Genomic DNA, 24,061 nt, shown 5'->3' with positions numbered 1-24,061 from the left:
ACCGCATGACCGAGAAGCTCTCCCCGCCCCCCACGACCGATCCCCCTGTTCCCGCCGCCCCCGCCGACGACCGGCCGGAAGGGCTCAAACGCTCCCTGGGGGTGCTCGGCGGCACGTTGCTCACCCTCTCCTGCCTGACCCCCGCCTCCTCGCTGTTCGTGGTGGTCCCCGGCAGCTTCGCGAGCCTGGGCACGGGGACGGCACTGGTCATCGCGATCGCCGCGGTGCTCTGCGTGGGCGTCGCCTTCACCTACTCCGAACTGGGCACTCTCATACCGAGTTCCGGCGGCGAGTACGCCATGGTGGGGACGCTGATGGGGCGCCTGGCCGGGTGGCTGGTCTTCATCCTGTCGCTGGTCGTCGTCATGGTGGTGCCGCCGATCATCGCGCTGGGGACCGCGGAGTACCTCGCGCCGGTGCTCCACCTGAACGCCCAGTGGACCGGCGCGGCCGTCATGCTGCTCTCCACCGTGATGGGCCTGCTGGACCTGCGGGCCAACGCCTGGATCACCGGCGTCTTCCTGGTGCTGGAGGTCGTCGCCTGCGGCGTCGTGGCCGCCCTGGGCTTCTCGCACGCCCACCGTCCGGCCTCGGTCCTGCTGCACCCCGTGATGGCCTCCGGGGCGGGGCACACCGCCGTCACCGCGGGGCTGGTGGTCACCGGGCTCGCCGCGGCGCTCTTCATCCTCCAGGGCTTCTCCACCGCCGTGTACCTGGCGGAGGAGATGAAGGAACCGCACCGCACCGTCTCCCGGACCGTGCTGTGGACGCTGGTGGTCGGGGTCGTCGTGATCCTCGTCCCCGTCGTCGCCATCACCCTGGGCGCGCCCGACCTGAAGACCCTGGCCACCGGTGACGTCGCCGGCCTGGTGCGGGGCTGGAGCAACTCCGCCGTCGGCACCTTCGTCAGCCTCTGCATCGCCCTGGCCATCGTCAACGCGGCCATCGTCATGGTCATCCAGAACTCGCGGGTGCTGTTCGCCTCGGCCCGGGACGCGGCCTGGCCCCGCCCCGTCAACCGCGCGCTGGGCCACGTCGGCCGGCGTTTCGGGTCGCCGTGGGTCTCCACGCTGGTGGTGGGCGTGCCGGGCGCGGTGCTCTGCTTCGTCGACCTGGACACCCTCAGCGAGGTCACCGGCGTCGCCGTGGCCGCGATGTACCTGTTCGTCTCGCTCGGCGCCCTGATGGCCCGCCGCGGCGTCCACCGCGACCGCCTGGCCTGGCGGATGCCGCTGTGGCCGGTGATCCCCGCCGTCCTCGTGCTGGTGCTGGCGTGGGTGCTGACGCAGCAGAGCTGGAGCAGCCTGGCCATCACCGGCGCCATCGTGGTGCTGGCCGCCCTGTACTGGGCGGTCTACCTGCGGCCGCGCAGCGCCACGCACTGGGTCATCGTGGTGCCGGAGGACGAGCGGGGGCCGCAGGAGGCGTCGGCGCAGCCCGCGGACTGAGCGGGCACCGCGCCGGGGGCGGGGCCCGGCCGGGCCCCGCCGCTCACGCGTCCTCGGCCAGCTCCAGCCAGCGCGACTCCAGCTCCTCGCGCTCCTCCGCCAGCCCGCGCAGCTCGGCGTCGAGCTCGGCGACCTTCGCGAAGTCGGTGGCGTGCTCGGCGATCCGCGCGTGCAGCTCGGACTCGCTCCCGGAGATCCGGTCCAGCCGGCGCTCGATCTTCTGCAGCTCCTTCTGCGCGGCCCGCACCTGAGCGGCCGACTTCTGCGGCGCCGCCTGCGCGGTCTCCCCCTGCGGCGCGGGAGCACCCGCCCCCGGCGCCGGCTGGGCGGGGGCCTGGACCATCCGCTCCCGGCGCTCCAGGTACTCCTCGATGCCGCGCGGCAGCATCCGCAGCGTGGCGTCGCCCATCAGGGCGTGCACCCGGTCGGTGGTCCGCTCGATGAAGAACCGGTCGTGGCTGATGACCACCAGTGTGCCCGGCCAGCCGTCCAGGAGGTCCTCTAGCTGGGTGAGCGTCTCGATGTCGAGGTCGTTGGTGGGCTCGTCGAGGAAGAGGACGTTGGGCTCGTCCATCAGCAGCCGCAGGATCTGCAGGCGCCGCCGCTCACCGCCGGAGAGGTCGCCGACCGGCGTCCACTGCTTCTCCTTGGTGAAGCCGAACTTCTCGCAGAGCTGGCCCGCGGTCATCTCCCGGCCCTTGCCGAGGTCGACGCGCTCGCGGACGTTCTGCACCGCCTCCAGCACCCGCCAGGTGGGGTCGAGCTCGGCGACCTCCTGGCTGAGGTAGGCCAGCTTCACGGTGCGGCCGACCTTGATCCGCCCGCCGGCGGGCTGCTCCTCGCCCTCGGTGCGGGCGGCCTCGGCCATGGCGCGCAGCAGCGAGGTCTTGCCGGCGCCGTTGACGCCGACCAGGCCGATGCGGTCGCCGGGCCCGAGCTGCCAGGTCAGGTGCTTGAGCAGCAGCTTGGGGCCGGCCTGGACGGTGACGTCCTCCAGGTCGAAGACGGTCTTGCCCAGCCGCGAGGTGGCGAACTTCATCAGCTCGGCGTTGTCGCGGGGTGGCGGCACGTCGGCGATGAGCTCGTTGGCGGCCTCGATGCGGAACCGGGGCTTGCTGGTGCGGGCCGGGGCGCCGCGGCGCAGCCAGGCCAGCTCCTTGCGCATCAGGTTCTGCCGCTTGGCCTCCTCGGTGGCGGCGATGCGCTCCCGCTCCGCGCGGGCGAAGACGTAGTCGCTGTAGCCGCCCTCGTACTCGTGGACGTCACCGCGCTGCACGTCCCACATGCGGGTGCAGACCCGGTCCAGGAACCAGCGGTCGTGGGTGACGACGACGAGGGCGGAGCGGCGGGCCCGCAGGTGGTCGGCGAGCCAGGAGATGCCCTCGACGTCGAGGTGGTTGGTGGGCTCGTCCAGCACGACCAGGTCCTGCTCGGCGACGAGGAGCTTGGCCAGCGCGATGCGCCGCCGCTCACCGCCGGAGAGCGGCCCGATGACGGTGTCCAGACCCTGCGGGAAGCCCGGCAGGTCCAGGCCGCCGAACAGGCCGGTGAGGACGTCGCGGATCTTGGCGTCGCCGGCCCACTCGTGGTCGGCGAGGTCCCCGATGACCTCGTGGCGGACGGTGGCCCCGGGGTCGAGGGAGTCGTGCTGGGTGAGCACCCCCAGCCGCAGGCCGCTGGTGTGGGTGACGCGGCCCCGGTCGGCGTCGTCGAGTTTGGCGAGGATGCGGATCAGTGTGGACTTGCCGTCGCCGTTGCGGCCCACGACGCCGATCCGGTCCCCCTCGCTGACGCCGAGGGAGACACCGTCCAGCAGCGTGCGCAGCGCGTACGCCTTGCCGACGGCTTCCAGATTGACGAGGTTCGCGGCCATCTCGCTCCTGTGACGTGGACGGGGACGGCCTGGCGTCTTCGAGCCGGGCCGGCTCCCCAGCGTAGTCGGGCCCGGCGGGTGGGCTGACGGCGTCCCGGGAGGTGGGCGAGGAGGTACGTGCCGCGCTCACGGCGGCGGGCATCGTCCTGCCGTCCCTGGGGCTCGACACGCTGTCCTGTTACGGCGCCCGGCCGTTCGCCCTCATCGAGCTGAGCCGTTGCAACCTGGCGACGGCCCGCGCGCTGGCGGCCGTGGTGCGGGCGGGGGCCGAGGCGCAGTGAGTCTCCCCGCTCCGGAGCGGCCCCCCGGGGAGAAGGCCCTGAGCGGCCGCCGCGCGGCGGGCTCGGTGCCGCGCCGCGAGCGTCCCCCGGTCGTCCCTCACCCCCGCAGCGGCGGCACGACCGGCATCTCCAGGGCCCCGTCGATGTCGGCCTCGGTGAGGCGGAACTCCTCCGGGTACTCCTCGCGGCGGGTGCGGCGGCCCGGCTCGGTGGTGCGCCACATGTAGCGGCAGCGCTCGCAGCTCAGCACCGTCCACACGCCGGGGACGGGGGAGGTGGTGACGGTGGCGACGCCCTCGTGGGCGCAGCGGGGGCAACAGGTCATGGCTTTCCTTCCTGACGGGTCGCGGGTCAGCGGGACTGGGCGGCGATGAGGGACTTCAGGCGCTCCACCCACTGCGCGGTCTCGGGCAGGTCGCGGGCGGGGGTGGCGAAGTGGCCGCGGACGTCGGGGGCGACCGGCGTCGTCGCGTCGATGATCATCTTGCTGGTGATGCCGGCGGGCTGGGCCGCGGGCGCCAGCGCCATCACGGACAGGTTGGGCAGGATCACCACGTCCTCGGCCGGGTTGACCTTGGCCGACATCGCCCACATGACCTGCGGCAGGTCGAAGGGGTCGACGTCCTCGTCCACGACGATGACCTGGGTGACGTAGCCCAGTCCGTGGGGCGTGGTCATGGCCCGCATGCCGACGGCCTTGGCGAAGCCGCCGTAGCGCTTGGCGGTGGAGATGATCACGGCGAGGCCGTGGGTGTACATGGCGTTGACGGCCCGCACCTCGGGGAACTCCGCCCGGAGCTGCTTGAGCAGCGGCACGCAGGTGTTGGGGCCCACCAGGTAGTCGACCTCGGTCCACGGCATGCCGATGTAGAGGGACTCGAAGACCGGGTGGGAGCGGTGGGAGATCCGCTCGACGCGGATCACGGGCATGCGGCGGCCTCCGGAGTAGTGGCCGGTGAACTCGCCGAACGGGCCCTCGATCTCCCGCACCCGGCTCTCGATGACGCCCTCGATGACGACCTCGGAGCCCCAGGGCACGTCGAAGCCGGTGTGCGGGGCGGTGGCGATGGGTGCGGGGGCGCCGCGCAGTGCGCCCGCCATCTCGTACTCGGACTGGTCGTAGCCCATCGGCATGCCGGCGACGATGGAGATGACCGGGTCGTTGCCGAGGGTGATGGCCACGGGCAGGTCCTCGCCACGGCTCTCGGCGGCCTTCAGGTGCAGGCCGATGTCGTGCATGGGGACGGGCTGGATGGCGAGCCGGTCGCGGCCCACGACCTCCATCCGGTAGGTGCCGACGTTCTGCTTGCCGAAGTGGTCCGGGTCGTCGGGGTCGCGGGAGACCACGGCGGCCTTGTCGAGGTAGAAGCCGCCGTCGCCGTCGTTGAGGCGGAACAGCGGCAGGACGGCGAAGAGGTCGACGTCCTCGCCGGTGAGGGTGTTCTCCCGCCACGGCGCGTCCTCGCGGCGCTCGGGGGTGACGGGGAAGGCGTCCCAGCGGCGGGCGAACTCCTCGACCTGCTCGCGCACGGGGGTGTCCACGGGCAGGCCCAGGGCGAGGGCGTGGTTGCGCCAGGAGCCGTGGACGTTGAGTGCGATGCGGGCGTCGTCGAAACCGGCCACGTCGTCGAAGTAGAGGGCGGGGGCGCCCTCGCCGATGCGGCCCGCGGCGTTGGCGGCGGCGGCCAGGTCGGGCTCGGGCAGCACCTGCTCGGTGACGTGGAGGAGCTGGCCCTCCTCGCGCAGCGTGTCGAGGAAGGCGCGGAGGTCGTCGTAAGCCATGGTCAGTTTCCTTTCCCGGCCGCCCCGGGGCGGTCGGTGGCGGTGCGTGCGGCGCGCATGCCCTCCCAGCGGCGGGCGGCGGGCGCGGGCAGGTCGAGCTGGTCCAGGACGCGGGCCGTGAGGTGGTCGACGATGTCGTCCACGGTCCGGGGCGCGTTGTAGAAGGCGGGCATCGGCGGCACGATGCGCACCCCCATGCGGGCCAGGGCCAGCATGTTCTCCAGGTGGATCTCGCTGAGCGGCGTCTCGCGGGGGACGAGCACCAGCGGGCGGCGTTCCTTGAGGACGACGTCGGCGGCACGGCCCACCAGCCCGTCCGCGTACCCGGCGCGGATGCCGGCGAGCGTCTTCATCGAGCAGGGCACGACGATCATGCCGTCGGTGCGGAAGGAGCCGGAGGAGACGGTGGCGCCCTGGTCCTCGGGGCCGTGCACGACGTCGGCGAGCGCAGCCACCTCCCGGGCGGTGCGGCCGGTCTCCAGCTCGATCGTGGCGCGCGCCCAGCGGCTCATCACCAGGTGGGTCTCCACCTCGGGAAGTTCCGCCAGCCACTCCAGCAGCCGGACGCCGAGCACCGCGCCCGTGGCACCGGTCATTCCCACGATCAGCCGCACCGCTTCTCACCTCCACCTTCCGAGTTCTCGCAGGTGAGGCGGAATTCCCAGGTGGGTACCGCCCCCCTACGACGGTAGGAGCCGCAATCGGCGGGCGACGGTACGCTGAGGACTGAGCATGGGAGAAAACGGTCGTTCGAGGAAGACACCGCCCGCCGGGAGCCCCGGTGGCGGACCGCGTCACGCCGGCATCACCGACGTCTCCTACCGGCCCTCGCTCGGCGCCCCGCTCGGCATGGACGTCCTGGACTTCGAGGAGCTGCTGCGCCGCGGGCGCCGCCGCGGCATCCCGCTGTCCTCACCGATGCGCCCGACCTTCCACCACCTGCTGCACGTGCGCTCCGGCACGCTGGGGCACACCGTGGACTTCTCCGAGCACGTGCTGGGCGCGGGCGACTGGCTGTGGGTGCGGGCCGGGCAGGTGCACCAGTACCACCCGGCGGGCCTGCGGGCGGCGCGCGGCACCTTCGTCATCTGGCAGCCGGGGTTCGTGACGGCCCAGCCGCCCTACGAGCAGTCGCCGGTCAGACCCGCGGGGCGGCACCTGGCGGCGGTGGACCTGGCGCTGCGGCACCTGGAGGAGGAGTACGCCGACCTGGCCTCGCTCCCCCTGGACGTCCACGTCGAGACCCTGCGGATGCTGCTCGGGGTGCTGCTGCTGCGGCTGGCCCACGCGGGCCCGGGGACCGCCCCCTCACCGGCCGGCGGTGAGGCGTTCCGCGCCTACAGCGCCGCGGTGGAGCGGGACTTCGCCGGCACCCACCGGGTCGGTGACTACGCCGCGGCCCTGGGCTGGAGCACCCGCACCCTGACCCGGGCGACGCTGGCCGCGACCGGCTCCACCGCGAAGCAGTACCTTGACGCCCGGGTGCTGTTGGAGGCCAAGCGGCTGCTGGTGCACACCGAGGCCGCCTCGGCGGAGGTGGCGCGGCAGGTGGGCTTCCGCGACCCGGGCGACTTCGCGAAGTTCTTCCGTGCCCGCGACGGTCGCACCCCGCTGGAGTTCCGCGCCCAGGCCCGGGGCCGGCCGGCACCGCACCGGCCGGGACGGCGCGGCGGGGGCTGACCGCAGGGCCCGTCCCCGCGTCACCGCCCGTGTCCCCGGCCTGCGGTCGCGGTCCGCGGTTCGCGGTTCGCCGCTGCTACCGCCGCGCCACGCGGGTCGCCCCCGCCACCGGCCCGCGGGCGACGTGCGCCGCACGGCAGGTGCCGCTCCCGCGCAGCGCCGCGGCGATCCGCTCGGCGTGCCCGGCGTCGGCGGCGAGGAACGCCGTGGTCGGGCCGGAGCCCGAGACCAGTGCCGCCAGTGCACCCGCCCCGGTGCCGGCGTCGAGCGTGGCGGCGAGGGCGGGGCGCAGCGAGACCGCCGCCGGCTGGAGGTCGTTGGCGCCGGCCAGGGCGGCGGCCAGGGCGGTGACGTCCCCGTCGGCGAGGGCGGCCAGGAGCCGGGGCGAGGGCTCGGGGTCGGGCACCTCCAGGGTGGTGACGCCCCCGCCCGACTCGGCGCGCAGCCGGTCGCACTCGCGGAAGACGGCCGGGGTGGACAGCCCGGCGTCGGCGACGGCGAAGACGAAGTGCAGGTCCGCGCCGACCGGCACCGGCGTGAGGTCCTCGCCCCGGCTGCGGCCGATCGCGGCGCCGCCCACCAGGCTGAACGGGACGTCGCTGCCGAGCTCGGCGCTCAGCTCCAGGAGTTCGGCGCGGTCGGCGCCGGTGCCCCACAGGGCGTCGCAGGCGACGAGGGCCGCGGCCGCGTCGGCGCTGCCGCCCGCCATGCCGCCGGCCACCGGGATGGCCTTGTCGATGTGGAGGTGGACCAGCGGGGCCACGCCGTGCCGCTCGGCCAGCAGGGTCGCGGCGCGGGCGGCGAGGTTGTCGCCGTCCAGCGGGATCTGGTCGGCCTCGGGCCCCTCGGCGGTGAGCCGCAGGGTGTCGGCGGGGGTGGCGGTCACCTCGTCGTGGAGGTCGACGGCGAGGAAGACGGTGGCGAGGTCGTGGAAGCCGTCGGGGCGCAGGCCGCCGACGGCGAGTTGCAGGTTGACCTTGGCGGCGACGCGGGCAGTGACGGGCGCGCTCACGCGGCGTCCCCTTTCTGCTGGGCGGGTGCGGGGCTGCGGCTTGGCTGGGCCGCGGCGGGGCTGGGCTACGACCGCTGGGCTGCGGCGGGGCTTGGTCGGTGCTGGGCTTGGCCGGTGCCGGACCCGGGCGGCCGGAGCTGCGGCGGAGGGAGCCCGGGGCGGGTGCGGGGACGCCCGTGGCGTCAGCGGGGCCGGTGCTCGGCGATGCGGGCGAACTCCTCGACGGTCAGCGACTCGCCGCGGGCCTGCGGAGACACCCCGGCGGCGGTGAGCGCCGCCTCCGCGGCGGCGGCCGAACCCGCCCAGCCGGCGAGGGCGGCCCGCAGCGTCTTGCGGCGCTGGGCGAACGCGGCGTCGACGACGGCGAACACCTCCGCGCGGGAGGCGGTGGTCTCGGGCGGGCCGGGGCGGCGCACCAGGGAGACGAGCCCGGAGTCGACGTTGGGCGCGGGCCAGAAGACGTTGCGGCCGATGGCGCCGGCCCGGCGCACCTCGGTGTACCAGGCGGCCTTCACCGAGGGCACGCCGTAGACCCGGTTGCCGGGCCGGGCGGCCAGCCGGTCGGCCACCTCGGACTGCACCATGACCAGGCTGCGCTCGATGGTGGGGAAGGTGGCCAGCATGTGCAGCAGCACCGGCACCGCGACGTTGTAGGGCAGGTTGGCGACGAGCGCGGTCGGGGCCGGGCCCGGCAGTTCGGTGACCAGCATCGCGTCGCTGTGGACCAGGTCGAAGCGGTCCGCGCGCTCCGGCAGCCGGGCGGCGACGGTGGTGGGCAGGGCCGCCGCCAGGACGTCGTCGATCTCGACGGCCGTGACGTGGCCCGCGGCCTCCAGCAGCGCCAGGGTCAGCGAGCCGAGGCCCGGCCCGATCTCGACCACGGTGTCCTCGGGGCGCACCTCGGCCGTCCGCACGATGCGGCGCACGGTGTTGGCGTCGATGACGAAGTTCTGGCCGCGCTGCTTGGTGGGCCGCACGCCCAGGGCGGTGGCCAGTTCCCGGACGTCGGCGGGGCCGAGGAGGGCGCCGGGGCCCTCACCGGGCGGGGCGGCGCCGCCCGCGGCCTCGCCGTCCGGGGCACCCGCCGTGCCCGTGGTGCCGCCCCTGCCGTCTGCGCTGCGCTCGCTCATGCCCGTGTCCGCCGTCCCGGCCACCGCGCCGGGGCCCGTGGCCGCCGGTGGTGCCGGCACGACGTGTGCCCTTCCGTGTCCGCTCGCCTCTCGCACCGCCCCAGCCGGGCCGCGCCGCGTTCTGTGAGCCGGCTCCGCTGGTCGCGGGCGCGCCGGATGGCGGCCCGGCTCACTGGTGAAGCTTACGGCCGCACACCGGCCACGGACTCGCCCCCCGGCTGACGTACAGCTTCTTGGCCCGGTAGGTCTGCTCCTGGGCGGGTGCGTCCTGCGGCCTGCCCTGGCCGCCGAGGCGGTGCCAGGTGCCCTGGTCGAACTGGTACAGGCCGCCGTAGGTGCCCGAGGGGTCCACCGCGTGGGGCCTGCCACCGGCCTCGCACTGGGCCAGGGCGTGCCAGTTGAGACCGTCGGCGCCGGCCACCGAGGTGGGCAGCGGCCGGGTGCCGACGTGGACGATCTCGTCCCGCGGCGCCTGCACCACCACCTCGCCCGTCCTGCGGGGCCGCTGCTTGACGCCGTTGACGGTCCGCACGTGGTAGGTCAGGCGCTTGACGCCGGGCCGGCCCTGCTGCACCACCGACTCGGTGCCCCGGAACAGGTCGGGGTCCTCGCGGCGGACGGTGCGGTACGGCAGCGACACCTCGCGGACCTGCTGCGAGCCGCTGATGCGGAGCACCGAGACGGACTGGCCGTCGCGCGGGAAGCTGTCCAGCGGCACCGAGGTGGTGTCGTCCCCGTCGAGGGTGATGCCGGCCTGCTCCAGAGCTTCACGGACCGTCGCGGCGTTGGTGCGCACCAGGTGCTCCCGGCCGTCGGCGACGAAGACCACGCCGCGTTCGGTGCGGACCGCCAGGTCCAGGCCGTGGCGGCCGATCGGGGAGGAGCGCGAGGCGGAGAGGTAGGCGCCCTCGGCACGGACGCCGAGCTGGCGCAGGGCGCCGTCCACGGTCCGCGCGGTGGTCCACACCCGGCGGCGGCGCCCGTCGAGGGTGAGCATCACGGGACGCCCGTAGCGCACCACGACCTCGTCGCCGTCGGCGATGTCGGTGCCGGGCGCGGGCGCGACGATGTCGTGCTCGCCGACGTCGACGTGCTGGGCGGCCAGGAGTTCGTCGACGTCCCCGGCAAAGGTGTGCAGGGTGCGGGGGGCTCCGTCGACGCTGAGCCGGACCGCCTTCTCGCCCGCGACGAAGGCGGAGGTGCCGCCGGCCAGGAAGGCCACCACCAGGGCCTGCGGCAGCAGCCGGCGCAGCGCCTCGGAGCGTTCGCCGTCCCGGCGGCGGGGGGCGCTGCGCGTTGCGCGGCGGGGGGCCGGCCGGCCGGCGGCACGGCGTCCGCCGGCCGCCGCCTGGCCGCGGTGGCTGCCGGAGGCGGCGGGCCGGGGGGTGGGCACAGCGCGGGGTGCGGCGTGCCGGGGCTGCGGGACGGTCTGGTCGGCGAGGCCGGTGGCGCCTGCCGTGTCGCGGGCGGTGCCGCCCGTCGGCGGGCGGGCGTGGCGGGCGCTGCGGGCGGGGAGGGGACGGGCGGCCTCACGACCGGCCGCCGCGTCCTCGCCGTGGGCCGCGGACGGTTGTGCGGTCGGCGGTGCAGCGGTGGACGGTTCGGCTCTGCGGCGCCCCGTGGGCTGTCCTGCCGGTGCCTGCGGCCGGCGGTGGGAGACGGGCGGGAGGCTGCGCACGGGGGCGAGGGGCAGCGCCGCGTCCCGGTGCTCCCCCTCGCGGGCCGGGGCGCTGTCCGCGAGCCCGGGGGGTACCGGCGTGAGCGTGTCGGCCACCGGCTGGGGCCACTGCTGGGGGGCCGGGCCCGGCCACGCCGTGGCGGGGAGGACGGCGGTCGGGGCGACGGGCCGGTCCCACGGGTGGGGGGCGGGGCTCTGGGCAGCGGCGGGGTGGTGGCCGTCGGGCGTGGCCGGTTGCGGCGGCGGACCGAAGCCCTCGCCTGCCGCGGGGTGCCTGCCGCCGGTGGCGAAGGCGGTGCGGAACAGGCCGGTGTCCACGGGCCCGAAGGCGCCCCGGCTGGTGAGCACCGAGGTGTCCGCCTGCGGTCGGCCGTAACCGGACGCGGGTGCCGGCTCCCACCCCGCCCAGGCCGGCTCGCCCCCGCCGTACGGCTCGGGCACCACCCGCAGCGGCTCGGCCGGCCCCCGGTACAGCTGCCGCGCCGGGCCGTCGAGAGGTCCGGCTGCCGGCGGTTCGCCGTAGGGGGGCGGGTCGCCGAAGGGGACCGCCTCGTAGGGCGGGACGCTGCGGACCGGCGTGTCCCAGGTGTCCTGGCCGGGCCGGTCCGAGGGCTCGGCGGTGCGCGCGTCGGGCGGGGAGGCGGGGCGGGGCACCCCCCAGGGCGCCGCGGGGGTAGTGGCCGGGGCGTCGCCGTACCCGGCCGTTACCGTCTCGTGTCCCGGGTACCACCCGTCCGAGGGACGCCGGGGGTCGCGCCACGGCTCCTCCGGCCCGGCCTGGGGCTGCACCGCGGGGTACGGCACCGCCTGGTGCGGACCGTCACCGACGGCCGCCACGCTGCGGCTTCCACGAGATCGACTCACGACGCCTCACTTGCCCCGGGATCCGGTTGACGGCCCGGAATGTAGCTCAGCGCCGGTAACTCTCCAAAGTCGCCTCTTCACCCAGCGTTGCGCGCTGCCCTCCGCCGTCCGCGTCAGTAGGCGAAGGCCCGTGCGGTGTTGGCGGCGACGGTACCGGCGAGGTCCGCGACGTCCAGCCCCTTGACCTCGGCCATGGCGCGGAGCGTCACCGGGATCAGGTAGGGGGCGTTGGGGCGGCCGCGGAAGGGGGCGGGGGTGAGGAAGGGGGCGTCGGTCTCGACGAGGACGAGTTCTGCGGGGGCGGCGGCCAGGGCGTCCCGCAGGTTCTGGGCGTTCTTGAAGGTCACGTTGCCGGCGAAGGACATGAAGTAGCCGGCCTCGGCGCACTCCCGCGCCATGTCGGCGTCGCCGGAGTAGCAGTGGAAGACGGTCCGCTCGGGGGCGCCCTCCTCGCGCAGCACCCGCAGCACGTCGGCGTGGGCGTCCCGGTCGTGGATGACCAGTGCCTTGCCGTGGCGCTTGGCGATCTCGATGTGTGCCCGGAAGGAGTCCTCCTGCGCCCGGCGGCCCTCCTCGCCGGTGCGGAAGTAGTCCAGGCCGGTCTCCCCCACGCCCCGGACCTGGGGCAGCGCGGCGAGCTCGTCGATCCGCGCCAGCGCCTGGTCGAGGGCGGCACGACCGCCGGGGGCCCGCGGCCCGCCGTCCGCCGCGGCGCCCGGGGCTCCCTCGGGGTCGCCGTGGACGATCCGCGGCGCCTCGTTGGGGTGCAGGGCCACCGCCGCGTGAACACTCTCGTGACGTGCGGCGATGTCCGCGGCCCACTCCGAGCGCGGCACGTCGCAGCCGACCTGCACGACGGCGGTGACCCCCACGGCGGCGGCCTTGGCGAGCGCCTCCTCGACGGTGCCGGACTGCATGTCCAGGTGGGTGTGCGAGTCGGCGACGGCCACCGGCAGCGGCTCGGGCAGGGGCGGTGGGGTGTCCTTGTCGGCCTGGGAACTCATGGCCGCGATCCTATGGCGGGTGCCGCCGCAGGCGTCGGGGCGGCCCGGGCCGGCCGCCGGCGCGACGCGGGGCGCGGCCGGCCCGGTGGCCGCCTCGCGCCCCGCGTGGGCCGGTCAGGCGCGGTGGTGGTGCGGGGGGACGTGCTCCCACAGGGCATGGAACAGGTCGGACAGATGCCGGTGGGGGCGCCGGTCCGCGGCCACGGTCGAGCCGGGCTCCCGGCCCGGGGCCTCCCCGGCCTGCTCGGAGGCCGGTGCCCCGGGTGCGGTCTTCCCGCGCGTCCGCCCGCCGACGACGGGCTTGCGGCCGGCGGCGGCCAGGCCGCCGGTCGAGGCCTGGGAGGCGGCGTCCACGCGGCCGGCCCGCATGATGCGCACCAGGTGCCCGTCGCAGTTCTGGCAGGTGGGCCGGGTCAGCGGCGAGGGGACACGGACGCCGTCGGCTATGTAGACGACGGTGGTGTGTCCCTCGGCGTCGACGTGGTGCTCTATGTCGTACGCCTGCTCCCAGCCGTGGCCGCACCTCATGCAGGCGAAGGAGTACGCCTCGTGTGCGTCGGGGTGCGGGTGCCCGTGCTGCGGCGGGGTGGGGTGGGGTCCGCTGGAGGTTGCCGGAATACCTGCGATCTCACTCATGTGCAGCTCCTCTTGTCCACTGCTGAGGACAAGGTGTGGTTCGGCGGGGGAAGGAATCCCCTCTCTCCAGTGGACTCCTCCGAACGGCAGGCCGACAGTGCGTCCGCCACCTGTTGGCACATATTTGGCACAGGAGTGGCGAACCCGTGACGAACCGCCCGTCCCGGCGAGACCAGCGCTTTAAGCGGCTTTGCCAACGGCCGACGAGGTCGAACGGATGACCGGGCCGGAGCGCGGGCCGGGGCCCGCGCCGAGAGCCGTGCCGCTCCCCCGCAGCGCCCCTCAGTTCCCCGCGGCCGGCCGCCCGCCCCCGGCGTTCTTGGCGGCGACGACGGCGTCGAAGACCTCGCGCTTGGGCAGGCCCGCCGCCGCGGCCACCGCGGCGATCGCCTCCTTGCGCCGTTCTCCCGCCTCCTCCCGCACCTGTACCCGGCGCACCAGTTCCCCGGCGTCCAGGTCGGCGGGGCCCGGTTCGGCGGCGCCCGAGACCACGATCGTGATCTCGCCGCGCACGCCTTCGGCAGCCCACTGCGCCAGTTCGGCCAGCGGGCCCCTCCTGACCTCCTCGTAGGTCTTGGTCAGCTCCCGGCACACCGCGGCCGGGCGGTCGGCGCCGAAGACCTCGGCCATCGCCGCCAGGGTGTCGTCGAGGCGGTGCGGGGCCTCGAAGTAGACGAGGGTGCGGCGCTCGGCGGCGACCTCCCGCAGTCGGCCGAGCCGCTCGCCCGCCTTCCGGGGCAGGAACCCCTCGAAGCAGAACCGGTCGACGGGCAGCCCGGAGACGGCCAGCGCAGTGAGGACGGCGGAGGGCCCGGGCACGGCCGTGACGCGCACACCGCGCTCCACGGCCGCCGCGACGAGCCGGTAGCCGGGGTCGGAGACCGAGGGCATGCCGGCGTCGGTGACCAGCAGCACCCGCGCACCGCCCGCCAGCGCCTCGGCGAGCTCGGGGGTGCGCGCCGACTCGTTGCCCTCGAAGTAGGAGACGACCCGGGCGGTGGTGTGGACGCCGAGCGCCTGGGTGAGCCGTCGCAGCCGCCGGGTGTCCTCGGCGGCGATCAGGTCGGCCGCGAGCAGCTCCTGGGCGAGGCGGGGCGGGGCGTCCGAGGTGTCACCGATCGGTGTTCCGGCGAGTACGAGCGTTCCAGTCACCCGACCATCCTCGCAGGGGGCCGCCCGGGCCGGCGCGGCGCGGCGCCCCGCGGCGCAGGGAGGGCCCGGGGTGGGCCCCTCGGGTGTCAGGTATGCCACGCCCGGCCCTGAACCGGGCCGCGTGGGACCCGGTCCCACAGCCGGCTTCCCTACGATGGCCCGGTGACGAGTGACACCGCGACCAACCTCCCCGCCGCCGAGGAGGCCCCGGAGGGCCCGCCGGTGTGGCAGCAGCGGCTGCGCCGCTTCGGGTACACCGCCCGGGTCGGGGCAGACCTGCGGGAGCGGCTGGTGCCGCCCTTCCCGCAGCCCGGCACCCGGGTCTGGTCCCTGCTGGGCTGCGGCCCGGCGCTCGCCGCGCGGCTGGCGCGCTGGTCGGGCTGGGGCGGACCGCTGCTGGTGGCGCTGGTGGCGGGCGTGCTGCGCTTCGTACGGCTCGGCAGCCCGCACGCGGTGATATTCGACGAGACCTACTACCCGAAGGACGCCTGGTCCCTGCTCCAGTTCGGGTACGAGGGCACCTGGGCCAAGGACGCCAACAACGCCCTGGTCGGCCACCCCTCGAAGGTGCTGCTGAGCTCCGACCCCTCGTACGTGGTGCATCCACCGCTCGGCAAGTGGATGATCGCGGTCGGCGAGTGGCTGTTCGGCATGAACCCCTTCGGCTGGCGGTTCACGGTGGCGCTGGTCGGCACGGTGTCGGTGTTCCTGCTCTGCCGTATCGGTCGCCGGCTGATGCGGTCCACGGTGCTGGGCTGCCTGGCGGGGCTGCTGATGACCGTGGACGGCCTGCACTTCGTGATGAGCCGCACCGCGTTGCTGGACCTGCTGGTGATGTTCTGGGTGCTGGCGGCGTTCGGTTGCCTGCTGGTGGACCGGGACCGCACCCGCGCGAAGCTGGCCGCGGCGCTGCCGGTGGACGCCGACGGCTTCACCCGGCCGGACGCCACGGTCGCCACGATGCGCCTGGGCAGGCGGCCGTGGCGGCTGGCGGCCGGCCTCTGCCTGGGCCTGGCCACTGCGTCCAAGTGGAACGGGGCCTTCTACCTGGCGGCGTTCGCGGTGATGGTCCTGCTGTGGGACGTCGGCGCCCGCCGTGTCGCCGGAGCCCGGCGGCCGTACCGGACGGTCCTCCACCGCGACCTGCTGCCGACCTTCCTGGCCACCGCCGTGCTCGGCGTGCTCGCCTATCTGGCGACCTGGACGGGATGGCTGGTCACCCGCGGCGGCTACTACCGCGACTGGGCGAGCACCCCGGAGGGACGCGCGGCCGGCTGGACCTGGGTGCCGGACTGGCTGCGCAGCCTCATCCACTACGAGCTGCAGGTCTTCGACTTCAACACCAACCTCTCGCAGCCGCACACCTACCAGTCCAACCCCTGGAGCTGGCTGGTGCAGGGCCGGCCCGTCTCCTACTTCTACGAGGCCCCCGCGACCGGCCACGACGGCTGCACCGCGGCGGGCGGCTGCGCCCGCGAGGTCCTGGCGCTCGGCACACCGCTGCTGTGGTGGGCCGGGTGCCTGGCCCTGCTGTACGTCCTGTGGCGCTGGGTCTTCCGCCGCGACTGGCGGGCCGGGGCGATCGCCTGCGGTGTCGCCGCGGGCTACCTGCCGTGGTTCCACTACCAGGACCGCACGATCTTCCTGTTCTACGCCGTCGTCTTCGTGCCCTTCGTCTGCCTGGCCCTGGCGATGGCCATCGGCGCACTGGTCGGGCCCCCGGGCTCTGACGAGCGGCGCCGGACGGTGGGCATCGTGGCCTCGGCCGTGCTGGTCCTGCTGATCATCTGGAACTTCGTCTACTTTTACCCGATCTACACCGGCCTGCCGATCTCCAAGGACGCCTGGCAGCACCGGATGTGGTTCGACTCCTGGATCTAGCAACCGGTTCCGGCAAGGGACGTCCGGTGGCGCACGTGCGGCGGGACGTGCGCCACTGACCTTGCCGGAAGCGGTGGCTGCTCCTGGTTCCGGGAAACCGCGGCCGCGCCCCCGCGTCCTTGCGGAGACTGACCCCATGACTTCCCGTTCACGGCGCGCGAAGGGCCTCCTCGTCGGCGGCGTCCTCCTTGCGGGGGCGCTGACCGCGGTGGCCTGCGCACTCCTCGTCCCCTCCGCCTACTCGGTGGACCAGGCCCCCCACGCCGGCGACCGCGCCTGCGCCGACGCCCTCGCGAGGCTGCCCCGGAAACTTCTGGGGCGGCAGCGGGTGGAGACCACGGGGGCGGGCACCGCGGCGTGGGGCGACGGGAGCGTCGTGCTGCGCTGCGGGGTGACGCCCCCCGCACCGACGCCGGATCCCTGCATGACCGTGGACGGCGTGGACTGGGTCCTCGACGAGCACCGTGCGCAGACCGAGGGGGTGCGGACCCTGACGACCTACGGCCGGGAGCCCGCGGTCGAGGTGACGGTCGGGGCCCGGGAGGCCTCGCCGGGCGACGTCCTGGTCGACCTGGAACGCGCGGTGCGACCGCTCCGCCAGGGGCGGCACCGGTGTCTCGCGCCCGGCGACACGGTGTGACCCGGACTGGATGAACCCACAAAGAGACAGCCGAGCGGAACTGGACCCTTTACCGAAGATCACGTGGGGCTCATAGTGGCGGGCAACGGAAAACGAAGTCCGCATCCCAGAACTCGCGTTCCCTGGAGGGCCCGTGCCACACCCCCCCGAAGGTGCCTTCGTCCGTCGCGTGGGGCGCACCCTGCGTTCCAGTCTGTTCGCCCAGGTGCTGGTGGCCCTGCTGGTCGGCGTACTCGTCGGCAGCCAGTGGCCGCAGGTGGGCGGGGCGCTGCAACCGCTCGGGGACGGCTTCGTCCGTCTGATCAAGGCGCTCATCGCCCCCCTGGTGTTCTGCGTGGTCGTCACCGGAATCACCAAGGCGGGCGACCTGAAGTCCTTCGGGCGCATCGGCGTCAAGGCGCTGATCTGGTTCGAGGCGGCCACCAGCGTCGCCCTGGTGGTGGGTCTCGTGGGGGCGAACCTGCTGGCCCCGGGCGCCGGGATGCACGTGGACCCCGACTCGCTGGACAAGGGGGCCGTGGACGCGCAGACGGGCGGCGGCCACCTGCCGAGCACGGCGCAGTTCGTCCTCGACTCGCTGCCGAACAGCGCGGTCGGCGCCTTCGCCGAGAACTCCCTGCTCCAGGTGCTGGTGCTGGCCTGCCTGGTGGGGGTCGCCCTGCTGCACCTGGGCCGGCAGCGGGTGCCGCAGATCCTGCCGCTGGTGGAGCAGGGCCAGGAGGTCGTCTTCACCGTCGTCGGCTACATCATGAAGCTCGCGCCGCTCGCCGTCCTGGGGGCCACCGCCCACCTGGTCGCGCAGTACGGGCTCGGCGCCATGAGCACCTACGGCAAGCTGATCGCCGTCTGCTACGGGGTCGCGCTGGTCTTCGTCGTCCTGCTGGGGTGCGCGCTGCGGGCCGTCACCGGGCTCAGCCTGTGGAAGTTCGTCCGGTACACCAGGGAGGAACTGCTGCTGGCCCTCGGTACTGGCTCCAGCGAGACGGTGATGCCCCGCATGATGCAGAAGCTGCGGGCCGCCGGCTGCCGTGACGACGCCGTGGGGCTGGTGGTGCCCACCGGGTACTCCTTCAACCTCGACGGGGCGTCGATCTACCTCTCGATCGGCACCCTGTTCATCGCCCAGGCCGTCGACGTCCACCTGACGCTGGGCCAGCAGATCACGGTCGTGCTGGTGCTGATGCTGACGAGCAAGGGCATGGCCGGGGTGCCGGGTTCGGCCTTCCTCGCCCTGTCCGCCACGGCCTCCGCGCTGGGCGTCATCCCCGCGTCGGCGGTCGCGCTGCTCCTGGGCGTGGACCGGATCATGGACTCCATGCGGGTCGCCACCAACCTCCTGGGCAACTGCGTGGCGGTCTTCGTCGTCTCGCGGTGGGAGGGCGCCCTGGACCGGGTGACCGCCAGGACCGTCCTGGCCGGCGGCGAGCCGCTCGCACCGTCCCGGGCGGGGACGCCCGGGGCCACCGGGGTGACGGGCCCGGTGACCGAGGCCGCAAGGGACCGCTGAGGGCGCACGGCGGTCACCGCCGGCCGGTCTCCTCCGTCCTGTGGCGCACGCTCGTGGGAACGTGCGCCACAGGACGCCTCCGGTCGGCCCGGACGGCGCCGGCGTCAGGCCGTCGAGCCGCGTCGAGCCTGCGGGTCAGCGCAGTCCGGCGAAGAGGTCGTTCTCGGGCAGGGCGGCGCCGGTGGTGTCCCGGACCCGTACGAAGGTCTCCATGGACATCAGGTCGCCGAACCGCTCCTTGCCCATCTTGAGGAAGAAGATGTTCTCGCCCTGGCTGGCGTGCGCGGCCAGCGAGTCGAACTTCTGCCCGCTGAACCCGGTGGTGTCCACCCAGGTGGTGACCTCCTCGTCGGGAAGGCCTATCTCCATCATCGCGGCGGCCTCGGCGGGATCGGGCTCCGGCATCTCCTCGCCGAACTCGCGCATCACCTCGCCGAACCGCTGCATCCCCGAACGGGGCATCGTCGTCCAGTAGACCTTCGGCGCCGGCTCGGCCACCATCTCCAGCGCGGCCATCGTGATGCGGTGCGCCTGGATGTGGTCGGGGTGGCCGTAGAAACCGTTCTCGTCGTAGGTGACGACCACGTCGGGCCGGTAGTGCCGCATGAGGTCCGCGAGCCGGGCGGCGCCCTCCTCCACCGGGGTCTGCCAGAAGGAACCCGGGGCGTCGTTGCTCGGCCAGCCCATCATCCCGGAGTCGGCGTAGTCGAGCATCTCCAGGTCGCTGATCTTCAGGACGTCACAGCTGGCCCGGAGTTCCTGGCGCCGCATCAGCGCGACGGCCGCCGGGTCGTGTCCGGGATCGGTCGGCTTGACGCCGCCCGGCCCGTCGCCGCAGCTGCCGTCGGTACAGGTCACCAGAACCGTGCGGACGCCCTCAGCGGCGTACCGGGCAAGGACGCCGCCGGTGCTGGTGGCCTCGTCGTCGGGGTGGGCGTGCACTGCCATGAGCGTCAAGGGCCGGTCAGACATGGAGGGGTCCTTCCACAGGGGTACGACGGGTCCGGGTGCGCGGCGGACTGCCGCGACGGCGGGCCAGGCGCCTGCCGGCGGCCTGGCCCGCAGTGGGACAACGGCACCGCACCGATCAGCTGTTCCCGACCGGCACGCACTCGTGGCGGACCTGGGGCGACCGGGGTGCCCTCCTTCCCGACGGTTACACGCGGCCCGGCCGGTCACACCTCACCGGCTCCCTCCTTCCCGACGAACGCCCCCGCGGCGCCCAAGGCCCCCCGCCCCGCCCGGTCACATTCCGGTGACCGACCCGGCTGCGGGTCAAGAGCACCGCCCCGTGTCCCCTAGAGTGCGCAGCACGTTCTTGTGAGCGTGGCAGGGACGAGGTTCCGGGAGGGGTTGGAGTGGTCATGCGGCGTGAGGTCAGGAACGGCGTGGTCGCCGGGGCGGCGGGCCTGGTGGTCCTCGCGGGAGCCGGCGTCGGCATCGGTGCCTGGATGGCGCACTCCGGCGACCAGCGTCAGCAGGTGCAGGCCGGCGACGACGCGAAGCCCTCTCCCTCGGTGAAGACCGGCCCGCCCAGCGCCACCGAGGTCCGCACCACCGCACAGCGCTTCCTCAAGGCCTGGAGCGCGCAGGACGTCAAGGCCGCCGCCGCCCTCACCGACGACGAGAAGGCCGCCGGCACCGCCCTGACCGCCTACCGCACCACCGCCCACATCTCCCACGTCACGCTCACGCCCACCGCGCCCACCGGGGCGAAGGTGCCCTTCCAGGTCAGCGGCCGCATCGAGTACAAGGGCCTGACCTCTCCCGTCTCCTACGCCACGGCGCTGACGGTGGTCCGCGACACCACCACCGGCAAGCCGGTCGTCGACTGGAAGCCGTCCGTCATCCACCCCGATCTCGGCGAGGGCGACCAGCTCCGCACCGGTGAGGCCGACGCGCCGCCGATCAAGGCCGTCGACCGCGCCGGACGCGAGCTGACCGCCGCCCAGCACCCGGCGCTGTCCGGGGTGCTCGCCGCCCTGCGGGAACGCTACGGCGACAAGACCGACGGCAAGCCGGGCGTGGAGTTCTTCGTCGACCGGGCCAAGGCCCGCGGCGGTGCGAAGCAGCAGCCGGACAAGACGCTGAAGACCCTCTCCCAGGGCACGCCGGGCACGCTCCACACCACCCTGGACGCCACCATGCAGTCGGCGGCCGAGAAGGCGGTGGCCACCAGGGACCACGCCTCGCTGGTGGCGCTCAAGCCGAGCACCGGTGAGGTCCTGGCCATCGCCAACTCGCCGGCCGGCGGCTTCGACAGCGCGACGCAGGGCTCGCTCGCCCCCGGCTCGACGATGAAGATCGTCACCTCGGCGCTGCTCATGGACAAGGGCCTGACCTCCCCCGAGAAGGAACACCCCTGCCCGCAGTACTTCACCTACGGCGGCTGGAAGTTCCAGAACCTGGACAAGTCCAAGATCGACCACGGCACCTTCGCGCAGAGCTTCGCCGCCTCCTGCAACAACGCCTTCATCAAGATGGCGCCCAAGCTGGAGAACTCCGACCTCACCCAGGAGGCCCGGGACTACTTCGGTATCGGCCTGAACTGGCAGACCGGCATCCCCTCCTTCGACGGTTCGGTGCCGGTGCAGAGCGACGCGCAGATGGCGGCCTCCCTCATCGGGCAGGGCGGGGTACGCATGAACCCGCTGAACGTGGCCTCGCTCGCGGCGACGGTGCGCACCGGCGGCTTCCACCAGCCCTACCTGGTGGCGCCGAGCGTGGACCACCGCACCCTGGCCAGGGCCCCGAAGACGCTGAACGCCTCGACCGCCTCGAAGCTGAAGTACCTGATGCGTCTGACGGCCACCTCGGGCACCGGCGCCGAGGCCATGGCCGGGCTCTCCGGTGACATCGGCGCCAAGACCGGCTCCGCGGAGGTCGACAACCAGAAGAAGCCCAACGCCTGGTTCACCGCCTACCGCGACGACGTGGCGGCGGCGGCCGTGGTCCCGGCGTCCGGGCACGGCGGCACCAACGCCGGGCCGCTGGTGCGGGCGGTGCTGACGGCGGGGTGAGCCGGCGGTCCGCCCGGGCCGCGCAGCCTCCCGGGGCCCCGCCACCACGTCCGGTGGCGGGGCCCCGGTGCGTGACCGGCCGCCGCGTGACCGGCCGTCGCGTGACCGGCCGCCGCGTGACCGGCCGCCGCGTGACGGTGCGGTCCGGCCGGCGCGGGCGCTCCGCCCCCGTCCGGGCAGGGGGTCGCGGCGGCCCGGGGGCCTTCGTTAGCGTGCGGGCATGTTCCTCGCCCAACCCGTCCTCCCCGTCCCCGCCGAGGCCCGGCCGCGCGACGGGGCGCCCCCGGGGGACCGCCGGCCGGGGGCAGGGCCCGGGGAGCCGGCGTGACCCCGACGGTGGTGGCCGCGGTCCTGCTGGCGGCGGTCCTGCACGCCGGGTGGAACGCGATGGCGCACGCCCTCGCCGACAAGCTGGTCGCGTTCACGCTGGTGGTGACGGGCGGCGCGCTCGCGGGGGTGGTCCCGGCCGTGCTGGCGCCGTTCCCGGCAGCCGGCGCCTGGCCGTACCTGGCGGTCTCCGCCGTGCTCCACCTCGCCTACCAGGCAGCGCTGATGCGGTCCTTCCGGCTGGGCGACTTCGGGCAGGTCTACCCCATCGCCCGGGGCACCGCGCCGCTGGTCGTCACCGTGCTGGCGGCGCTCTTCGTGGGCGAGGTGCCCGGCGGCTGGGCGATCGCCGGGGTGGCGCTGTCCTGCGCGGGCCTGGTGCTGCTGGCCCTGAGCGGCCTGCTGACGCCGGGGCGGGGCGCGGCGGGCGGGGACGGGCGGGGAGCGGCGAGGCCGAGCGGGGCCGCGGTCGCCGCCGCGGTGGCCACCGGGCTGGCCATCGCCGCGTACACCACGGTCGACGGTGTCGGGGTGCGGGCCTCCGGTTCGCCGCTGGGCTATGTCGGCTGGCTGATGCTCGTGCAGGCGCTGCCGGTGCCGGTGGTGGCGCTGGCCGTCCGCGGCCGGGCGCTGGGGACGCAGTTGCGGCCGGTGGTGTGGCGAGGGCTGTTCGGCGGGATGCTGTCCCTGGCCGCCTACGGGCTGGTGCTCTGGGCGCAGACCCGGGCGGAGCTGGCGCCGGTGGCGGCGCTGCGCGAGTCCTCGATCCTGGTGGGCGCCGCGATCGGCACGGTCGTCTTCCGGGAGCGGTTCGGGCTGCCGCGGTTCGCCGCGGCGGGGCTGATGGTGGCCGGGATCGGGCTGATGCTGCACACGGGGTGATCCGGCCGGGGCGCGGCGGGCGGGGAGCGCCCGGGGGCTACTGCCCCGCCAGCGCCCGCCGCAGCTCGCTGTTGGCGATGAGGACGCCGCCGTCGACGGGGAGGGTGACGCCGGTGACCCAGGCCGCGTCGGACGAGGCGAGGTAGGCGACGGCCGCCGCCACGTCCTCGGGCCTGCCGACGCGGCCGAGGGGGTAGGCGCGGGCGGCCCGCTCCAGGTCGGTGCCGCGGTCCTCCCAGGCCGGGGTGGCGACGGTGCCCGGGGCGACGAGGTTGACGCGGACCCCGCGGGCGGCGGCCTGCCCGGCGAGGGTGCGGGTCAGCGAGGCCAGCCCGGCCTTGGCGGCGCTGTAGGCGTGGCCGCCGAAGTCCTGGATGCCGTTGACCGAGCCGATGTTGACGACTGATCCCCGGCCGCCTGCCGCGGCCAGGTGCGGGAGGGCTGCGCGGCAGCAGCGGAAGGCACCGGTGAGTGTGGTGTCGAGGTCGCGCTGCCAGCCCTCGTCGTCCTCGTCCTCCAGCCGGGGTGCCTCCTCGTGGGTGGCGTAGGCGTTGTTGACGAGGACGTCCAGCCGGCCGAAGCGGTCCACGGCGCAACGCACGGCGGCCTCCACCGAGGGGCGTGAGGTGACGTCCGCGGGGTGCGCCAGGGCCTCACCGCCCGCGGCGCAAACCCCCGCCGCGGCCTCCTCGGCCCGGGCCGCGTCCACGTCGGTCACCAGCACCCGCGCGCCCTCGGCCGCCAGCCTGCGGGCCACGCTCTCGCCGATGCCGCGCCCCGCGCCGGTGACCATCGCCGCGTATCCCTCGAACCGTCGCAACGCCCCGCCTCCTCCTCAAGTCCGGGCCCGGGGCCGTGCCGGTCCGGGTCCCGCCGGCGGGAAGCGTAGGACGGTCACCGTCCACCGGGCCAGGGGGCGTCGGCCTCGGGGCGGGAGGCCCGACCGGGCCGGTCAGCGTCCCTTGCGGCGGATCCTGACGGTCCGCATGTCGGTAACGGCGACCTTGAGCACCTGGTACGGCAGGCCGTGCGCGTCGAGGGCGGCGAGCGCCCCGGCGGTGGCCTCCGCCTCCCCGTCCTCCTCCGCGGCGGCCGGCACCTGGCAGCGGAAGGTGAAGGCCGAGACCGAGGTGTCGTAGCTGAAGGTGCCCTCGGGGGTGAACGCGGCCTGGAAGGGGTCGCGGGTGGCTTTCAGCGCGGTGCGGTCGGCTTCGGTCAGGCCGTCGAACTTGCCGCGGACGGTCACTCGGAACACGCTCGTGTC

21 protein-coding genes are annotated in these 24,061 nt (G+C 74.7%); 8 read left to right on the top strand and 13 right to left on the bottom strand.

Translation table 11 applies throughout. The features are described from left to right. The first annotated feature begins 5 nt into the window (after window positions 1-5). Window positions 6-1,448: an APC family permease gene (locus ACFV3R_RS16400; RefSeq protein WP_385582198.1), complete on the top strand. Its 1,443-nt coding sequence runs from the start codon at window positions 6-8 to the stop codon at window positions 1,446-1,448. Window positions 1,449-1,491: 43 nt separating this feature from the next. Here the strand turns inward: ACFV3R_RS16400 and ACFV3R_RS16395 are convergent, their stop codons facing one another. Next, complete coding sequence (locus tag ACFV3R_RS16395; RefSeq protein ID WP_385582195.1) at window positions 1,492-3,321, bottom strand: ABC-F family ATP-binding cassette domain-containing protein; 1,830 nt, start codon at window positions 3,319-3,321, stop codon at window positions 1,492-1,494. Between the two features lie 101 nt (window positions 3,322-3,422). Between ACFV3R_RS16395 and ACFV3R_RS16390 the strand changes: the two genes are divergently transcribed. Next, window positions 3,423-3,602, top strand: a complete 180-nt coding sequence (locus tag ACFV3R_RS16390; protein WP_385582192.1) for a hypothetical protein — start codon at window positions 3,423-3,425, stop codon at window positions 3,600-3,602. A gap of 97 nt (window positions 3,603-3,699) precedes the next feature. Here ACFV3R_RS16390 and ACFV3R_RS16385 read toward each other — a convergent pair whose 3' ends face one another. The 3 genes from ACFV3R_RS16385 to ACFV3R_RS16375 are packed head-to-tail and all read right to left on the bottom strand — an operon-like array spanning window position 3,700 to window position 5,998. After that, window positions 3,700-3,927, bottom strand: coding sequence for a non-oxidative hydroxyarylic acid decarboxylases subunit D (locus tag ACFV3R_RS16385; protein ID WP_385582189.1), 228 nt, complete (start codon window positions 3,925-3,927; stop codon window positions 3,700-3,702). Between the two features lie 26 nt (window positions 3,928-3,953). After that, window positions 3,954-5,384 (bottom strand): non-oxidative hydroxyarylic acid decarboxylases subunit C, encoded by a 1,431-nt coding sequence (locus ACFV3R_RS16380; protein ID WP_385582186.1) that lies wholly within the window; start codon window positions 5,382-5,384, stop codon window positions 3,954-3,956. 2 nt (window positions 5,385-5,386) lie between these two features. Next, on the bottom strand, window positions 5,387-5,998 hold the full coding sequence (locus ACFV3R_RS16375) for a non-oxidative hydroxyarylic acid decarboxylases subunit B (RefSeq protein ID WP_385582184.1): 612 nt from the start codon (window positions 5,996-5,998) through the stop codon (window positions 5,387-5,389). A 118-nt stretch (window positions 5,999-6,116) separates the two neighbouring features. Here ACFV3R_RS16375 and ACFV3R_RS16370 point away from each other — a divergent pair, with 118 nt between their 5' ends. After that, entirely contained in the window at window positions 6,117-7,064 is a 948-nt protein-coding gene (locus ACFV3R_RS16370) for a helix-turn-helix domain-containing protein (RefSeq protein WP_385582180.1), read from the top strand. A gap of 76 nt (window positions 7,065-7,140) precedes the next feature. On the opposite strand, the gene ACFV3R_RS16365 is transcribed toward ACFV3R_RS16370, so the two are convergent. The 6 genes from ACFV3R_RS16365 to rsmI all read right to left on the bottom strand — a co-directional run bounded on the left by ACFV3R_RS16365 (window position 7,141) and on the right by rsmI (window position 14,540). Beyond that, entirely contained in the window at window positions 7,141-8,076 is a 936-nt protein-coding gene (locus tag ACFV3R_RS16365; RefSeq protein ID WP_385582177.1) for a 4-(cytidine 5'-diphospho)-2-C-methyl-D-erythritol kinase, read from the bottom strand. A gap of 182 nt (window positions 8,077-8,258) precedes the next feature. After that, window positions 8,259-9,206, bottom strand: coding sequence for a 16S rRNA (adenine(1518)-N(6)/adenine(1519)-N(6))-dimethyltransferase RsmA (rsmA, locus tag ACFV3R_RS16360; protein WP_385582174.1), 948 nt, complete (start codon window positions 9,204-9,206; stop codon window positions 8,259-8,261). A 169-nt stretch (window positions 9,207-9,375) separates the two neighbouring features. Next, window positions 9,376-10,599 (bottom strand): ubiquitin-like domain-containing protein, encoded by a 1,224-nt coding sequence (locus tag ACFV3R_RS16355; protein ID WP_385582274.1) that lies wholly within the window; start codon window positions 10,597-10,599, stop codon window positions 9,376-9,378. Between the two features lie 1,262 nt (window positions 10,600-11,861). Further along, window positions 11,862-12,752: a TatD family hydrolase gene (locus ACFV3R_RS16350; RefSeq protein WP_385582171.1), complete on the bottom strand. Its 891-nt coding sequence runs from the start codon at window positions 12,750-12,752 to the stop codon at window positions 11,862-11,864. Between the two features lie 114 nt (window positions 12,753-12,866). Next, window positions 12,867-13,388, bottom strand: coding sequence for a hypothetical protein (locus ACFV3R_RS16345; protein WP_385582167.1), 522 nt, complete (start codon window positions 13,386-13,388; stop codon window positions 12,867-12,869). A gap of 282 nt (window positions 13,389-13,670) precedes the next feature. After that, window positions 13,671-14,540, bottom strand: coding sequence for a 16S rRNA (cytidine(1402)-2'-O)-methyltransferase (gene rsmI, locus ACFV3R_RS16340; RefSeq protein ID WP_385582164.1), 870 nt, complete (start codon window positions 14,538-14,540; stop codon window positions 13,671-13,673). 162 nt (window positions 14,541-14,702) lie between these two features. Here rsmI and ACFV3R_RS16335 point away from each other — a divergent pair, with 162 nt between their 5' ends. The 3 genes from ACFV3R_RS16335 (at window position 14,703) to ACFV3R_RS16325 (ending at window position 18,568) form a co-directional block, all read left to right on the top strand. After that, window positions 14,703-16,421, top strand: coding sequence for a dolichyl-phosphate-mannose--protein mannosyltransferase (locus ACFV3R_RS16335; protein WP_385582161.1), 1,719 nt, complete (start codon window positions 14,703-14,705; stop codon window positions 16,419-16,421). A 136-nt stretch (window positions 16,422-16,557) separates the two neighbouring features. After that, window positions 16,558-17,061 (top strand): DUF3515 domain-containing protein, encoded by a 504-nt coding sequence (locus ACFV3R_RS16330; protein WP_385582158.1) that lies wholly within the window; start codon window positions 16,558-16,560, stop codon window positions 17,059-17,061. A 133-nt stretch (window positions 17,062-17,194) separates the two neighbouring features. Then, window positions 17,195-18,568, top strand: a complete 1,374-nt coding sequence (locus ACFV3R_RS16325; protein WP_385582155.1) for a cation:dicarboxylate symporter family transporter — start codon at window positions 17,195-17,197, stop codon at window positions 18,566-18,568. 135 nt (window positions 18,569-18,703) lie between these two features. Here ACFV3R_RS16325 and ACFV3R_RS16320 read toward each other — a convergent pair whose 3' ends face one another. Next, on the bottom strand, window positions 18,704-19,540 hold the full coding sequence (locus tag ACFV3R_RS16320; protein ID WP_385582152.1) for a PIG-L family deacetylase: 837 nt from the start codon (window positions 19,538-19,540) through the stop codon (window positions 18,704-18,706). 392 nt (window positions 19,541-19,932) lie between these two features. Here ACFV3R_RS16320 and ACFV3R_RS16315 point away from each other — a divergent pair, with 392 nt between their 5' ends. Together ACFV3R_RS16315 and ACFV3R_RS16310 are read left to right on the top strand one after the other, a co-directional pair. Beyond that, window positions 19,933-21,588: a penicillin-binding transpeptidase domain-containing protein gene (locus tag ACFV3R_RS16315; RefSeq protein WP_385582150.1), complete on the top strand. Its 1,656-nt coding sequence runs from the start codon at window positions 19,933-19,935 to the stop codon at window positions 21,586-21,588. Between the two features lie 324 nt (window positions 21,589-21,912). After that, window positions 21,913-22,797 (top strand): EamA family transporter, encoded by an 885-nt coding sequence (locus ACFV3R_RS16310; RefSeq protein WP_385582147.1) that lies wholly within the window; start codon window positions 21,913-21,915, stop codon window positions 22,795-22,797. 37 nt (window positions 22,798-22,834) lie between these two features. Here the strand turns inward: ACFV3R_RS16310 and ACFV3R_RS16305 are convergent, their stop codons facing one another. Both ACFV3R_RS16305 and ACFV3R_RS16300 read right to left on the bottom strand, forming a co-directional pair. Then, complete coding sequence (locus ACFV3R_RS16305) at window positions 22,835-23,617, bottom strand: SDR family NAD(P)-dependent oxidoreductase (protein ID WP_385582144.1); 783 nt, start codon at window positions 23,615-23,617, stop codon at window positions 22,835-22,837. 132 nt (window positions 23,618-23,749) lie between these two features. Beyond that, entirely contained in the window at window positions 23,750-24,052 is a 303-nt protein-coding gene (locus tag ACFV3R_RS16300) for a DUF6204 family protein (RefSeq protein ID WP_385582141.1), read from the bottom strand. Between the last annotated feature and the right edge of the window lie 9 nt (window positions 24,053-24,061).

Origin of the sequence: Streptomyces sp. NPDC059740, assembly GCF_042733155.1 — a bacterium.
Lineage (GTDB): Bacteria > Actinomycetota > Actinomycetes > Streptomycetales > Streptomycetaceae > Streptomyces.
The sequence above is the reverse complement of the archived record's forward strand: the minus strand, read 5'-3'. Positions and strand labels throughout refer to the sequence as shown.

Bases quoted from the DNA above. Each gene is read 5' to 3' on its own strand.
- ACFV3R_RS16400 (WP_385582198.1), top strand. From the start codon at position 6: ATGACCGAGAAGCTCTCCCCGCCCCCCACGACCGATCCCCCTGTTCCC.
- ACFV3R_RS16395 (WP_385582195.1), bottom strand. From the start codon at position 3,321: ATGGCCGCGAACCTCGTCAATCTGGAAGCCGTCGGCAAGGCGTACGCG.
- ACFV3R_RS16385 (WP_385582189.1), bottom strand. From the start codon at position 3,927: ATGACCTGTTGCCCCCGCTGCGCCCACGAGGGCGTCGCCACCGTCACC.
- ACFV3R_RS16380 (WP_385582186.1), bottom strand. From the start codon at position 5,384: ATGGCTTACGACGACCTCCGCGCCTTCCTCGACACGCTGCGCGAGGAG.
- ACFV3R_RS16370 (WP_385582180.1), top strand. From the start codon at position 6,117: ATGGGAGAAAACGGTCGTTCGAGGAAGACACCGCCCGCCGGGAGCCCC.
- rsmA (WP_385582174.1), bottom strand. From the start codon at position 9,206: ATGAGCGAGCGCAGCGCAGACGGCAGGGGCGGCACCACGGGCACGGCG.
- ACFV3R_RS16350 (WP_385582171.1), bottom strand. From the start codon at position 12,752: ATGAGTTCCCAGGCCGACAAGGACACCCCACCGCCCCTGCCCGAGCCG.
- ACFV3R_RS16345 (WP_385582167.1), bottom strand. From the start codon at position 13,388: ATGAGTGAGATCGCAGGTATTCCGGCAACCTCCAGCGGACCCCACCCC.
- ACFV3R_RS16330 (WP_385582158.1), top strand. From the start codon at position 16,558: ATGACTTCCCGTTCACGGCGCGCGAAGGGCCTCCTCGTCGGCGGCGTC.
- ACFV3R_RS16320 (WP_385582152.1), bottom strand. From the start codon at position 19,540: ATGTCTGACCGGCCCTTGACGCTCATGGCAGTGCACGCCCACCCCGAC.
- ACFV3R_RS16315 (WP_385582150.1), top strand. From the start codon at position 19,933: ATGCGGCGTGAGGTCAGGAACGGCGTGGTCGCCGGGGCGGCGGGCCTG.